This window comes from Candidatus Planktophila sp. (genome assembly GCF_044348745.1).
In the GTDB taxonomy this organism is placed as follows: Bacteria; Actinomycetota; Actinomycetes; order Nanopelagicales; family Nanopelagicaceae; genus Planktophila.
This window is the reverse complement of sequence record NZ_JBIKSG010000025.1, coordinates 1-13608: the sequence shown is the minus strand read 5'-3', so window position 1 is coordinate 13608 and position 13608 is coordinate 1. Positions and strand designations below refer to the sequence as shown.

Here is a 13608-nt window from a genome sequence, read left to right as displayed (position 1 = left end):
TTCGCACCAGTGTTGGTGATGACATTAAACGTCCCGGAATAACTGAATGGGGTTATGACGCTCTACCAACTCGGGGTATTCATCAGCTTCTAAAAATGCTCAGAATTACCCGTCGCAACCTTGGCAAAGTCACAGTGCCTGTTCAGTTGTTTCACTCAGTCGAGGATCACACTTTGCCTGTTGCCAATACTGAGATTATTTTGAATGAGATTGGTTCACAAAGTAAGACACGAATTGAATTGGTTAATAGCTACCACGTTGCAACTTTGGATTATGACCAAGAGTTGATTTTCCAGAATAGCCTTACCTTTATAGAAGGATTAACTTCTAAAACCAAATAGGGCCCTTTTAACTTTTGTTAAAGAAGTTCTTTGAGAAAATCAATTGCTTGGACCGCATTCCATCCCTCTGGATGTCTTTGGCGCATAGCGCGAGGACCTTCTAAATCTGAGCCAAATGTCAGTAGTGAGATTTCAGTTCTACCATCGGGTCTGCGCTGCCCAAGACCAATATCTGCCATCAGCGCATTGCATAAGCACTTTGATCCTTGTGCTTGATCTACTTGGCCATTTTTGAATTCGTAATTATCGAGCGGCTCTGCAGGGCAGCGATATCCGATGCCACCATTCTCGCGTTGATACATCGTGCGCAAGTAACCTAGATCGCAAATACGAGTCCGCTCCTTATAGAGACTGTCATTTGAAAGAGTTTGATTGTTCTGGATCACTTTAAAAGGAAAACCAGTGGGAGAAGCGCTGGCATCTGTTAGTACTCGCATGTTTGGATCTGCAAGCGAGTTAAGAACGCTCGATCTGTTCTCTTCTGTGAAACCAGATTCATTTGATAATGCAAATACAGAACCGACCTGCACGCCTTTCGCCCCATGCGCAATTGCCTCAACGACTTTCGCAGGTGTAGCAAAGCCTCCGGCGAGCCAAAATGGAGAGCCAGATGCCAAGATCTTCTCTAGGTTGGGTATGTCTAACTCGTTATAGACAGCCTCACCATTTTCATCAATAGCGTTCTTGGTACGAGGGGGAGCGTTGTGCCCTCCTGCAACGTGGTATTCAATAACAAACCCATCTGGCTTGGTTTCGACATCTTTGTTTAGATATGCAACAAGTGCGTGGGATGAAACAATTGCTAAGAACTCAGGACGTTTAATCGGAAAGTTCTCGATCCCAAGAGTTCTTGGATCAAAGTGCAAGTAGTGCTTTTCTTTAGTTTCAGCGACTTCCACCTTCATGGCTACTTTATTTCCAATAGAAATTTCATTGAGTAGATGTGGGATTTGTGCAGGAATGCCAGCACCAATCAGGATGTAATCAACATCTGCAAGCATTGCACCATAGAGCTGTGCCGGAATTGCAAGTTGGATCTTCTCTAGAATATTCATACCGATCAGGCCGCTATGACCTTCCTTAGCTAGCCACACCTCAACAAAGCTAGCAACAGCTAAGAGATTATTTGAGAAAAGATTTCCTTTGATACTCAACTTTGGAACATCTAAGTAAGGCTTATCTGCTGGGCGACCACCTTCGACATAGAAGCGGTCCATGATTTCTGAGATAGTTTTTTGATTTGGAAAATGGGACATCGCGCGGCGAATATCACCTGATACATCTCCATCTTGCAGCCGGCGAGCAACAACTGAATCAATTGCCGTGCCTGAAATAACACCGAGTTCACCAGCGATAGCAACTTGTTTTGCCAACTGCCAAGAAGAGACGGCTATACCCATTCCACCTTGAATAACCGTTGGGTACTTAACAGAGCTCTCCATGCTTGAACTGTAAAGATCAAAGAGGCGAACTCGCGAGTAGGCATCAGCAATTTGGGGGTTAGATGCCCTTAATGTGAGGCATCTCTAGTCCTTTTGGTCGTGCAGCATTCCAACAGTCAATGAACGCGGGTCCCTGCGGTGCCTGATTGACTAGTCACGGTCTGTGTCTTGGTGCTCATTCCACGTTTTTGAGATTCAATGAAGTTATTCTTTCGGCATTAGTCCAAAGAGATCGGGTCCCAATATGAAAATCAAAAATCTACTTTTGGTAGCAGTGCTAGTTGTTCCACTTGGCCTTGCCGGTTGCGGATCTAAGTTAACTGCCGATGAGGCAGCTGTGGAACCATGCAAGACCTTTCAAGAATACATGGACAGATTTATGGTCAGTGATTTGCGTGGCGGCGCAGGCTATGCCGATGTTGCAAGTAAGCAATTCGCAAAGCTAGCTCCTGATTACCCAGAGTTTCAGCTTTATGCAGATGTCTTGGAAGGCGCAACGGACAACGGTGTAGTCGATGATCTAGGTGGCTATGGAAAGTTGCTGACCTATTGCCTAAAGATAAACAAGGGAACTGAATAGTTCAGCGCGGTACTTTAGGGAATTGTTTAACTTTAACGAGAAGAGTTCTGTCGAGGTGATTGAGCTTTTCTAAGTGGACCGTACTGGGATCGAACCAGTGACCCCCACAATGTCAATGTGGTGCTCTACCGCTGAGCCAACGATCCTTAGGTGGTTAAACTATACATCAGTGATTTATCGGGCGTAATCATCCTCGATACGCTCAATGTCATCCTCGCCGAAGTATGTTCCGGTTTGGATTTCCACGAAAACTAACTCTTCGCTGCCGCTGTTACCAATGCGATGGAGCTGGCCCATTTCAACACTGACTGTTTCACCTGGAAACTTTTCAAACACCTTGCCCTCGATTACAACAGTTGCAACGCCAGAGACGATGAACCAGTGCTCACGGCGTTTTTGATGACGTTGATAAGACAGACGTGTTCCTGGTGTTACATAGATGCATTTAACTTTGTGAAAATCACTTTCCTGCAGAACTTCATACCGACCCCAAGGTCTAGTTGAATCATCTGCTGCCATTTTCACTTTCCTCCGTTATGTGAACTTCTTACTCTTCCACTAATAATGGAGGTCGGGACGGGATTTGAACCCGTGTAGAGGGATTTGCAGTCCCTTGCCTCGCCTCTCGGCCACCCGACCATAGAAATATCGCCGTTAGATTTCATTCCCTACTGAGAGATCTATCTAAACGGCGAATATCAGAGCGGACGACCGGGTTCGAACCGGCGACCTGAACCTTGGCAAGGTTCCGCGCTACCAACTGCGCTACGTCCGCGAGGAGGGCAAATCTATCGCAGGAGAGCCCTAAGCGCCAAAGCGAGTTTGATTGGTTAGCGTTAGCCCGTGCCATATGCGGAAAATTCACCACTCTTTTGGATGGGTGGCCGGCTAGCGACGGATCTAGTCGAGGTTTCTGATGACCCGAAGTGTTTAGATGATGGTGGGTTCTGGGCGGTATCGACAACTTTTGAAAACCAATTCACCGCTGCAAAGTTCGCCACAGTGCAGGCCGCTCCATTTCCAGCAACTTCTTGGATTCCTCTAAAAGGAACTTGGGAATCATCCTTGAATATGAATCAATACATTGGATATGTAGAGTCAATAAGAAGTTCCATTGAACAGGGATGGGTATATCAAGTAAATGCCTGCAGACGATTGAGTCATACTGATGACGGACAATCGCTGCGAGGACTCTTTACGGAGATATTGAAAAATAATCCAGCACCCTGGGCTAGCTATCTTGAAATTTCGGGAGTAATGATTGCTTCGGCCTCACCTGAACTCTTTCTAAGCCGCGATAGAAATACTGTGAAAACTTCACCTATTAAGGGCACTCAACCACTTAATGCCGAGGATTTTGGAGCTAAAGATAAAGCTGAAAATGTAATGATTGTTGATTTGATGAGAAATGACTTGAGTAGAATTTGCAAGAGTGGAACCGTAGAAGTGCCGCGATTGCTTTCAAGTGAAGAACACCCAGGTCTTCAGCATCTGGTTTCTGATGTTAAGGGTGAATTGCTAGATGACATTTCATGGTCTGAAATTTTTGAAGCACTATCTCCACCTGGTTCGGTAAGTGGTGCACCAAAGTCATCGGCGGTTCAGGTGATTGCCGAGAATGAAATAGATCGTGGGCCTTATTGTGGAGTTCTAGGGTGGGTAGAGGGTGAGAAAGCTGAGTTATCTGTTGCTATCCGCACATTTTGGAAGGATTCGCACATCAATTTTGGAACGGGTGCCGGGATTACTTGGAGTAGTGACTCTGCAGCTGAATGGGAAGAAACTCAACTGAAAGCTAGACGGTTGATTTCTATAGCAGGAGGGGAGTTGTAGTGAAAGTAATTGTCAATGGTCTCCTCGTCCCTCAAGAAGAATCACAGATTTCCGATCTTGGGTGGCTCTCTGGTGCCGGAATCTTTGAAACCATTAAGACAGTGGATGGTAAACCTTGGGCATTTTCTCGACATATGCGCAGAGCTGTTAATAGTGGGATCAAAGAGCGCGTTGTTCTACCTAATGAAGAATTAGTGCGGGAAGCGATTTCGCTATTACTTCAAGAAGAAGCTCACTCAACTGGACTATTGCGCGTTTCATTTGATGCCAGTGGAAATTGGGGCGCGGTTCATCTTGCTTATGAGGAGCAGTTGTCTGCGGCAAAGGTTTGCCAACATTCTGTTCCGTTGGTTATTCAAGGCGTTCCAGTAAAGAGTTTTCCATATACCCATCGCCTGGAGATTCTGGAACAAGCACGTGCTGGCGGATTTGATGAAGCGCTGGTAACCAGTTCGGATGGAAAACTCTGCGAAGGATCAGTCAGCAATGTTCTGGTAAAGATTGAAGGAAAGTGGTGCACCCCACCACTATCTGATGGGGTCTTGCCAGGCATCATGCGTGCACTTGTTATTGAAAATTGCGAAGTAATCGTGCGATCTATCCCAGTTGCTGAAATAGAAAGGATTGAGTCTGCATTTTTGTTAGGCAGTCTTCGCATTGCTCAGCCGATTGCATCTATCGATGGTCGAGAATTATCCCAATCACCTGAATTCAGGGATGAAATACACGCGATGGCGCTTAGGACTTCGGTAGGCTAGGAACATGTCCCAGATTTCAATCACGGTAGATGGCGCGAAGATTCAGGTAGAGGCCGACCAGCGTCCTACCCAGATCTTTGCCGACAACAAAGAGATTGTGGTCTGCAAGGTAAATGGAATCCTTAAGGATTTGTGGAGCGAGCTAGTCGATGGTGATGTCGTTGAGGGGATTTCAATTTCCTCACCTGATGGTCTTGCCGTTCTTCGTCACTCCACTGCCCATGTCATGGCACAGGCAGTCCAGGAGGTTTATGCAAATACTCGATTGGGTATTGGGCCTCCAATCAAAGATGGCTTCTATTATGACTTTGATCCAGAGAACACCTTCAATCCAGATGATTTAACAAAGATCGAAAGTGCGATGCGAAAGATCATTAAAGAGGGTCAACGCTTCAAGCGCCGCATAACAACAGAGGCTGAGGCTTTGATAGAACTCGCCCATGAACCGTATAAGTGTGAATTGATAGGAATCAAGGGTCCAGCAGGTGAAGAAGCATCTGTTGAAGTTGGTGGTTCTGAGTTAACTATCTATGACAATCTCGGGCGCGATGGCAATCCAGTGTGGAGTGATTTATGCAGAGGTCCGCACCTGCCTTCAACAAAACACATTCCGGCTTTCAAACTCATGCGTACCGCCGCCGCTTACTGGCGAGGTTCTGAGAAGAATCCTATGTTGCAACGCATTTACGGAACTGCCTGGCCTTCACAGGATGAGTTGAACGCATACTTAGAACTTTTGGCAGAGGCTGAAAAGCGCGACCACCGTCGTTTAGGCACAGAGCTAGATCTTTTTTCTTTCCCAGAAGAGATTGGTTCTGGCTTGGCCGTTTTTCATCCCAAGGGTGGAATTGTTCGTCGCGCGATGGAGGATTACTCACGCATTCGCCATGAAGAAGAGGGATATGAGTTTGTTTACTCTCCGCACTTAACTAAAGCGGCCTTGTTTGAAACCTCCGGTCACCTGCAGTGGTATGCCGATGGCATGTATCCACCAATGATTTTGGATGAGGAGTACAACGCTGATGGCACCGTTAAGCGTGCCGGTCAGCAGTACTACATGAAGCCAATGAACTGTCCGTTCCACAATCTCATCTACAGATCCCGTGGACGTTCATATCGCGAACTGCCATTGCGTTTGTTTGAATTTGGAACTGTCTATCGTTATGAAAAATCAGGAGTGTTACACGGCATCACTCGGGCACGTGGTTTTACCCAAGATGATGCGCATATCTATTGCACAAAAGAACAGATGGTTGGTGAGTTAGATTCCTTGCTCACCTTCGTTTTAAATTTGTTGCGCGATTACGGACTCAATGATTTCTATTTGGAACTTTCAACCAAGAACCCTGAAAAGTTCGTGGGAGAAGATTCAGATTGGGAAGAAGCAACAGAGGCACTTCGCAAGGCTGCAACGGCGCAAAATCTCGAACTTGTTTTGGATGAAGGTGGCGCTGCCTTTTATGGTCCAAAAATCTCAGTCCAAGCGAAAGATGCCATTGGTCGCACGTGGCAGATGTCTACGATCCAGGTAGATTTTCAATTGCCTCAACGTTTTGAATTGGAGTATTCAGCAACAGATGGAACTCGTCAGCGTCCGGTGATGATTCACCGCGCTTTGTTTGGATCCATCGAACGTTTCTTTGGTGTTCTTACCGAGCATTACAGTGGAGCATTCCCACCGTGGCTTGCACCTGTTCAAGCAGTTGGCATCCCCGTGGCAGACACTTTTGCTGACTACCTCGGAGATGTGATCAAGCAAATGCGCAAAGCTGGAATTCGCGCAGAACTTGATTCATCCGATGATCGTATGCAGAAAAAGGTTCGCAACGCACAAATGCAGAAGATACCGTTCATGGTTATCGCAGGAGAAGAAGATCAAAAGGCCGGGGCTGTTTCTTTTCGCTATCGAAATGGCGAGCAAAAGAATGGAATACCTATCCAGGAAGCCATTGCGGAAATTAAAAAGGTAGTACAGGAACGAACCCAGGTTTAATCAGTGGCCGGGCACATTGATGGAGTGGGAATGCCTGACGGCTGGCAACGGCTTTGGGCCCCACACAGATTAGATTATTTGCGAGGCGAGAACCGGCCGCTAGAAGGAAATGATGTTGGTTGCCCATTTTGCAGAATACCGACTTTGCAGGATGAAGAAGGACTGATTGTCCATCGGGGTGTGACAGCTTTTGTGGTCATGAATCTCTATCCATATAACCCAGGGCATTTGTTGATTTGTGCATACCGACACGTGCCAGATCTGACTGATTTAACAGAGCAAGAACGTAATGAAATTAGCGCATTGACCGCCCACTCAATGAAAATCATTCGAAAAGTTTCACAACCGGCAGGTTTCAATCTAGGAATGAATCAGGGCGCGATTTCAGGAGCTGGGGTTGCAGAACACATACATCAGCATGTTGTTCCAAGATGGAGTGGTGATGCAAACTTTATGCCGATCATTGGTAAAACGAAGGTAATGCCGCAACTATTAACTTTAACTCGCGCGGAGATATCCGCCGCTTGGTAGTTATTGGATAAGTTGTTGAATGTACTCCTCAACGATGTCTTTTCCGATTCCACGTTCGATCCACAAAGGTATAGCGGGAAACATCAAGCCAGCCTTGAATGAGTCTTCTCCTAAGGAAGCAATTAGTTCCAAGTACTCATCTCGGAACTCTTGAACCAAGGTCTGATGTTCTGGTTCACAACTTTTCTTGGTAACAGGATTTGTTGAGTAATCAATTATTTGAAGATCGGCCAAGCCAATGAGTGCGGCTGGCAAACCTCCTTCATCGTGGAGCACTAAGAATGGGGTGATCATTTGATCAAAGACTCGGGTTGCAATCATCACCGCGTCATCAAAATCTGCTTCAAGTTTTTCTAAGTGAGTCACCACTACAAGGCGCGGAACCTGATATTCATCTAATGATTGCCATAGATCAATCGTCGCTTGATCTATTCCAGCAGAGGGATCAATGGCAAAAATAGCTAGATCTGATTCAGGTTCAGCCGTTTCTAAATATTGAGCGTTGAAAACAGCGGCAACCTGGGCTGGATCTGCGCTTTGGTGACCGTAGACATGAATCCGCAGGTCGTTTATTTGAGATTGCACTGGCTCAGCCTACGATGGTCCTTGATGTTAAGTGCACGTTTGAAGCCAGTGGTTACTCGGGTAATTACCCCAGTGGCTAGATTCGCCTTGCGTATAGGAATCACGCCCAACGCCGTTACCTGGGTGGGGGCGATTGCTGTGGTGGCCTCGGCACTGTATTTCTACCCAAGAGGTGAATTCTTCATCGGTACTTTGATTATTAGCGTGATGGCTTTGAGTGACCTCTTTGACGGAACCATGGCACGTATTTCACAAAAAGGTTCTAGCAAGTGGGGCAACTTTCTTGACTCAACTATAGATCGAGTCACAGATTCTGCGATTCTCGTTGGGGTTTCGTTATACCTAATCGATAAAGATGACTCTCTCGTTCTAGTTGTCATGGTCACCTTGGTTACAGGAATGTTAGTGCCATATATTCGCGCGAAAGCAGAAAGTTTTGGTATTTCATGTTCTGGCGGTATTGCTGAAAGAACTGAAAGATTGATTATCTCTTTAGCTGCTATTGGATTTGATGGCTTAGGCGTTCCATACGTTTTGGCTATCGGAATGTGGTTATTGGCGATACTTGGGACGTATACAGTTATTCAAAGAATGTTAATTGTTAAGCGAGCCATATAAGTGAAAGACAATCTTGCCGCCTATGCCTATTTTGCAGGTTGGAGACTTGTTCGCTGGTTGCCCGAAAAAACTGCATACCGTTTGGCCTACTGGGCAGCAGATTTCTTAACTAAGAGGAATGGAAAAAGCGTATCTCGTTTGCGTTCCAATCTAAGTCGAACTCAACCAGGCATCTCATCTGCGCAATTGGATGTTTTGGTTTCTAAAGCGATGCGTTCTTACATGCGCTACTGGTGCGACACTTTCAGATTTCCCGATTGGTCTGCCCAGCGAGTTAGCGCAACAGTTTCGGTAAACAATGAGCATCTTTTGTTGGATGCAATTGCAGCCAAGACTGGTGTCATAGTTTCCTTGCCACATGCTGGTAACTGGGATCATGCAGGTGCGTATTTCTGCGCTAAAGGAATCAATCTTTTAACGGTTGCGGAACGTCTTAAACCAGAAAAACTTTTCTTGAAGTTTTTAGAGTACCGCCAAGCTATGGGTATGGAAGTTCTACCTTTAGATGGAAAAGTCATGGGCACTTTGGCTCAAAGATTAGGCCAGGGAGCATTAGTGGCATTGGTTGCTGATCGTGATTTATCACGTTCTGGGATAGCAGTTGAATTCTTCGGTGGGCCTTCTCGTATGCCAGCAGGTCCAGCGTTGTTGGCCATCAAAACTAAAGCGCCACTGATAACCGCCTTTGTTTCCTACACCGAATCGGGCATCCATATCGACTTCAATGAAGTGCTTATCCCTAGCACTGGAAGTGATGATGAGAAAATTCATCAGATCGTGCAAACGACCGCACAACACTTCGAAGTAGGAATTTCCAAACATCCAGAGGACTGGCACATGCTTCAACGCATTTGGACCGATGGTGATTTTGTGGAGCGCACCTAATGCTGACCAGATCTTTAAAGATTGGAATTGTTTGTCCGTATAGTTGGGACACTCCCGGTGGTGTTCAAAACCATATTCGTGATCTAGCAGAATTTTTGATTAAAGCCGGACATGAGGTTTCTGTCTTAGCTCCTGCTATGGATGAAGAAAATTTGCCTTCCTATGTGGTGCATGCAGGTAAACCAATTTCGATTCCATACAACGGCGCAGTAGCAAGAGTCTTGTTTGGGCCTGTTGCCTTTTCCCGAGTACGTCAATGGATTGCGCAAGGCGAATTTGATTTGTTGCACTTGCATGAACCGGCGATTCCTTCCATTTCATTGCTTGCTTGCTGGGCAGCAGATGGACCAATGGTCGGCACATTCCATGCGGCAGCAAAGCGACAAAAGATTATTTTTGCCATAGGACCGATTCTTGAGCCGGCCATAGAGAAGTTGTCAGCTCGGATTGCTGTGTCAGAGGCCGCGCGCCTTACTCTGACCGATCATCTAGACACCGATGCAGTGGTCATCCCAAACGGTATTTACGCATCTCGATATTTAGAAGGAATACCTCAGGAAAAATGGCAAGGAAATACGATCGGCTTCATTGGAAGATTCGAAGAACCTCGAAAAGGCTTAAGTATTCTGCTTGATGCTTTGCCCGTTATTGCGCGATTTGCACCCGACGTCAAAGTCCTCGTTGCAGGCCCAGGGGATCCCACTGAAGTTGAGAAGGGGATTGATCCTCAGTTACGACATCGCTTTTCATTCTTAGGAAAGATTTCAGAGGAGGAAAAAGCCAATTTCATGTCTTCAATTGCAATTTATGTCGCACCCAATACCGGCGGTGAGTCATTCGGCATCATCTTGGCAGAAGCACTTGCCGGAGGAGCGTGTGTGGTTGCAAGTGACATCCCAGCATTTGATGATCTATTAGGCCAAGGTGAATTTGGTGGGCTTTTCAAATCCGAAGATTCAACAGATTTGGCTAAAGTCGTTATTGATTTATTGCGAGATGAAAAGAAAAGAGAAGAGTTAGCACGCGCCGGCCGCCTACGAGGCCAAAGTTTTGATTGGAATGTGATTGCTCAACAAATATATTCCGTTTATGAAATGTCAATCGTAGGAAGCGAAAAAGTTAAACTGGCATCTGATACACGTTCCTGGAATCGCTTCCTCTCAAAGGATGATAAGTAATGACTAATTGGGTGTTGGCAGTTTTCGTTCTCCTTATCTCGTTGTGGTACTTGTCTTTTTTGGCAACACGTCTTGATCGCTTGCATCACCGAGTCGAAACTAGTTGGGCCAATCTAGATGTGCTTTTGCAGAAGAGAGCCTCAGTCGCATTAGAGATCGCACATAGCGACATTGCAGATCCAGCCTCCTCTCTGTTACTAACAGGAGCTGCCTATCAAGCCAGAGATGCAGAAATTCAAAGTAGATCAGCGGCTGAGAGCGGATTATCAGGTGCATTGGGCTTACTTCTTGAAGATTCTCAGCATCTTGCTACCGCTGCTGATAATGCCCTACTTACAGAGCTTTCTGCTTTAACAGACAAAATACGGGTAGCTATTGCTCTTCACAAAGATGCGGTGACAAGAACACAGATGGTGCGCAGAAAGATAATCGTAAGAATTTTCCGCTTAGCTGGTAGCGCTCCATTGCCTGTTACCTACGAATTTGAGTCTGATGTTCTCTAAACGCAGGATTGCCATTGGGCTTTTATTGAGCTTGTTACTCACTAGCTGCGCAGCGATATCGAATATTTTGCCAGAAGCAGTTCCTACAAATGCAATTAGTGGACGCGAAGGAATTAATGGTCCGGTTCTGGTGGTCAAAATAGATGACACGACGCAGGCACACCCACAGGTTGGTTTGGAAGATGCCGATGTTGTCTATATCGAACAAGTCGAAGGCGGCCTGACTCGTTTAGCTGCGATCTTCTCATCTGTTATTCCACAACGTATCGGACCTGTGCGAAGTGCACGTATTTCCGACATCGATATATTGGCGCAATATGGACGAGTGGCATTTGCATACAGTGGTGCGCAACGTAAGTTGCTACCTGTTATTGCCTCAGCTAATCTCCAAGACTTAGGAGCGCAGCGACAAAGTCCAACAATATTTACAACCGACCCAAATCGAACTCCTCCATATGCAATGATTTTGCGTGCTGATTTATTGATGGAGAAGATCGCAGAAAACAATTACCAAATTGATTCAGCCAAAGATGTTGGTTTCAAATTTGGCGAATTACCCGAAGGCGGAGCGCTAACGGATAAAGCGGTCATGCATTGGCCGGCAGCAACTTATTCTGCGACTTGGTCACAGGAGGACTCCCGATGGCTACTCTCGCACAATGATTCGATTAACTATGCAGAATCTGGAGTCGTTCTCGGTCCAACGACATTAGTCATTCAGATGGTTTCGATAATTCCATCAGAGTACAAAGACAAGGTTGGGGGAGTAACCCCACTGTCACAAACTGTTGGGACAGGAAAGGCCTATGTATTACGAAATGGCCAAAGGTTTGTGACGACATGGAACAGACCATCTAGCGAGGCAGGGACAACCTTCACCTTCGCAGATGGAACCGTAATGAACTTCGATCCGGGCCAGATTTGGATAGCGCTAACAGATCGTGAGCCTGATTTCACCTCGCCACCTCCGCCAAAGACGAAGTAGGATTACTACCTATCTTTCGATCGAAGCGGAGTAAATGGACATGTCTGAAGTAACTGGCACAGCTCGCGTTAAGCGCGGAATGGCTGAGATGCTCAAGGGTGGCGTCATCATGGATGTTGTCAACGCCGAACAAGCAAAGATTGCCGAAGATGCCGGTGCTGTCGCGGTCATGGCACTAGAGCGCGTGCCAGCAGATATTCGCGCACAAGGCGGCGTTGCACGTATGTCAGATCCTGACATGATCGAAAAGATTCAAGCCGCTGTATCAATCCCAGTTATGGCTAAGGCGCGCATCGGTCATTTTGTGGAAGCGCAGGTTCTACAGTCACTGGGAGTCGACTACATCGATGAGTCAGAAGTTTTAACTCCTGCAGATTATGAAAATCACATCGATAAGTTTGGCTTCACAGTTCCTTTTGTCTGCGGTGCGACAAATCTAGGTGAAGCCCTGCGTCGTATTAACGAAGGTGCAGCAATGATTCGCTCAAAGGGCGAAGCAGGAACAGGCGATGTTTCAAATGCAATGCAGCACATGAGAAAGATTGGCGGAGAGATTCGTCGTCTGTCATCGATGCGTGAAGATGAACTTTATGTTGCAGCAAAAGAATTACAGGCACCTTACGCACTTGTTAAAGAGGTTGCAGAGACCGGAAAACTTCCTGTCGTTCTCTTTACTGCCGGCGGTATTGCAACTCCTGCTGATGCCGCGTTGATGATGAGCATGGGCGCAGATGGCGTGTTTATTGGCTCGGGTATTTTCAAATCTGGCAATCCTGCCCAACGCGCTGCTGCCTGCGTTAAGGCGACAACATTTTGGGATGATGCAAAAGTTGTTGCAGATGCATCTCGTGGCTTAGGTGAAGCGATGGTTGGAATCAACGTTGCAGATCTACCTGCGCCACATCGTCTTGCTGAACGCGGTTGGTAATTGTTTAGCAAATGAAGGTTGGGGTATTAGCTCTCCAGGGTGATGTTCGAGAGCACATCAGCTCTCTTATTGCCTGTGGAGTTAGTCCAATACCTGTTAGACGCTCATTAGAGATTGATCAGATTGATGCTTTGGTTCTACCGGGTGGTGAATCAACCACAATTGCTCAGTTAGCTGAAAGCTTTGGATTCTTTGATCAGATCAAAGATCGTATTTCAGCCGGCATGCCGGTATATGGATCATGTGCTGGAATGATCTTGTTGGCTAATGAAATTCTAGATGCCAAGGAAGGTCAAAAGAGTTTTGGCGGATTAGACATAACAGTTCGTAGAAATGCCTTTGGCCGCCAAGTTGATTCCTTTGAATCAGATATTGCATTTAGTGATGGTTCAACAGATCCAGTTCATGCGGTGTTTATTCGGGCACCTTGGGTAGAACGCGTTGGACA

General features: G+C 46.3%; 16 protein-coding genes and 3 tRNA genes. 13 read left to right on the top strand and 6 right to left on the bottom strand.

Annotated elements, in window-relative coordinates; all coding sequences use genetic code 11:
* A partial coding sequence (locus AC9UH7_RS04810; RefSeq protein WP_509595785.1) for an alpha/beta hydrolase occupies window positions 1-341 on the top strand: 341 nt, incomplete at its 5' end.
* Between the two features lie 17 nt (window positions 342-358).
* Here the strand turns inward: AC9UH7_RS04810 and AC9UH7_RS04805 are convergent.
* The gene (locus AC9UH7_RS04805) at window positions 359-1783 is read right to left on the bottom strand and encodes a nitronate monooxygenase (protein WP_509595782.1); all 1425 of its coding nucleotides are present in this window, start codon (window positions 1781-1783) and stop codon (window positions 359-361) included.
* 244 nt (window positions 1784-2027) lie between these two features.
* Between AC9UH7_RS04805 and AC9UH7_RS04800 the strand changes: the two genes are divergently transcribed.
* Entirely contained in the window at window positions 2028-2363 is a 336-nt protein-coding gene (locus AC9UH7_RS04800; RefSeq protein WP_509595779.1) for a hypothetical protein, read from the top strand.
* Window positions 2364-2437: 74 nt separating this feature from the next.
* Here the strand turns inward: AC9UH7_RS04800 and AC9UH7_RS04795 are convergent.
* From AC9UH7_RS04795 to AC9UH7_RS04780, 4 genes are all read right to left on the bottom strand, one after another.
* Window positions 2438-2509: transfer RNA gene (locus tag AC9UH7_RS04795), tRNA-Val, on the bottom strand.
* Window positions 2510-2537: 28 nt separating this feature from the next.
* On the bottom strand, window positions 2538-2882 hold the full coding sequence (locus AC9UH7_RS04790; RefSeq protein ID WP_509595777.1) for a phosphomannose isomerase type II C-terminal cupin domain: 345 nt from the start codon (window positions 2880-2882) through the stop codon (window positions 2538-2540).
* A 46-nt stretch (window positions 2883-2928) separates the two neighbouring features.
* Window positions 2929-3002 (bottom strand) — tRNA-Cys (locus tag AC9UH7_RS04785).
* A 63-nt stretch (window positions 3003-3065) separates the two neighbouring features.
* Window positions 3066-3138 (bottom strand) — tRNA-Gly (locus AC9UH7_RS04780).
* Between the two features lie 68 nt (window positions 3139-3206).
* On the opposite strand from AC9UH7_RS04780, the gene AC9UH7_RS04775 reads away from it, so the two are divergent.
* The 4 genes from AC9UH7_RS04775 to AC9UH7_RS04760 are packed head-to-tail and all read left to right on the top strand — an operon-like array spanning window position 3207 to window position 7478.
* Window positions 3207-4196 (top strand): chorismate-binding protein, encoded by a 990-nt coding sequence (locus AC9UH7_RS04775; protein WP_509595774.1) that lies wholly within the window; start codon window positions 3207-3209, stop codon window positions 4194-4196.
* On the top strand, window positions 4196-4954 hold the full coding sequence (locus tag AC9UH7_RS04770; protein WP_509595771.1) for an aminotransferase class IV: 759 nt from the start codon (window positions 4196-4198) through the stop codon (window positions 4952-4954). The genes AC9UH7_RS04775 and AC9UH7_RS04770 overlap by 1 nt, the downstream gene beginning before the upstream one ends.
* A gap of 4 nt (window positions 4955-4958) precedes the next feature.
* Entirely contained in the window at window positions 4959-6947 is a 1989-nt protein-coding gene (thrS, locus tag AC9UH7_RS04765; RefSeq protein WP_509595768.1) for a threonine--tRNA ligase, read from the top strand.
* A gap of 30 nt (window positions 6948-6977) precedes the next feature.
* The gene (locus AC9UH7_RS04760) at window positions 6978-7478 is read left to right on the top strand and encodes an HIT family protein (RefSeq protein ID WP_509595789.1); all 501 of its coding nucleotides are present in this window, start codon (window positions 6978-6980) and stop codon (window positions 7476-7478) included.
* Here the strand turns inward: AC9UH7_RS04760 and AC9UH7_RS04755 are convergent, their stop codons facing one another.
* Entirely contained in the window at window positions 7479-8063 is a 585-nt protein-coding gene (locus AC9UH7_RS04755; RefSeq protein ID WP_509595765.1) for a hypothetical protein, read from the bottom strand.
* A gap of 24 nt (window positions 8064-8087) precedes the next feature.
* Here AC9UH7_RS04755 and pgsA point away from each other — a divergent pair, with 24 nt between their 5' ends.
* The 7 genes from pgsA to pdxT all read left to right on the top strand — a co-directional run.
* Window positions 8088-8681, top strand: a complete 594-nt coding sequence (gene pgsA, locus AC9UH7_RS04750) for a phosphatidylinositol phosphate synthase (RefSeq protein WP_509595763.1) — start codon at window positions 8088-8090, stop codon at window positions 8679-8681.
* Window positions 8682-9566 carry a phosphatidylinositol mannoside acyltransferase gene (locus AC9UH7_RS04745; RefSeq protein ID WP_509595760.1) on the top strand — a complete coding sequence of 295 codons (885 nt, stop codon included), beginning with the start codon at window positions 8682-8684 and terminating at the stop codon, window positions 9564-9566.
* A complete protein-coding gene (locus AC9UH7_RS04740; protein ID WP_509595757.1) occupies window positions 9566-10744 on the top strand; it encodes a glycosyltransferase family 4 protein in 1179 nt (392 codons plus the stop codon). Before AC9UH7_RS04745 ends, AC9UH7_RS04740 begins: the two co-directional genes overlap by 1 nt.
* Window positions 10744-11247, top strand: a complete 504-nt coding sequence (locus AC9UH7_RS04735) for a hypothetical protein (RefSeq protein WP_509595755.1) — start codon at window positions 10744-10746, stop codon at window positions 11245-11247. The genes AC9UH7_RS04740 and AC9UH7_RS04735 overlap by 1 nt, the downstream gene beginning before the upstream one ends.
* A gap of 25 nt (window positions 11248-11272) precedes the next feature.
* Entirely contained in the window at window positions 11273-12232 is a 960-nt protein-coding gene (locus AC9UH7_RS04730) for a DUF3048 domain-containing protein (protein WP_509595752.1), read from the top strand.
* Between the two features lie 40 nt (window positions 12233-12272).
* The gene (pdxS, locus tag AC9UH7_RS04725; RefSeq protein ID WP_509595787.1) at window positions 12273-13160 is read left to right on the top strand and encodes a pyridoxal 5'-phosphate synthase lyase subunit PdxS; all 888 of its coding nucleotides are present in this window, start codon (window positions 12273-12275) and stop codon (window positions 13158-13160) included.
* Between the two features lie 11 nt (window positions 13161-13171).
* A partial coding sequence (pdxT, locus tag AC9UH7_RS04720; protein WP_509595749.1) for a pyridoxal 5'-phosphate synthase glutaminase subunit PdxT occupies window positions 13172-13608 on the top strand: 437 nt, incomplete at its 3' end.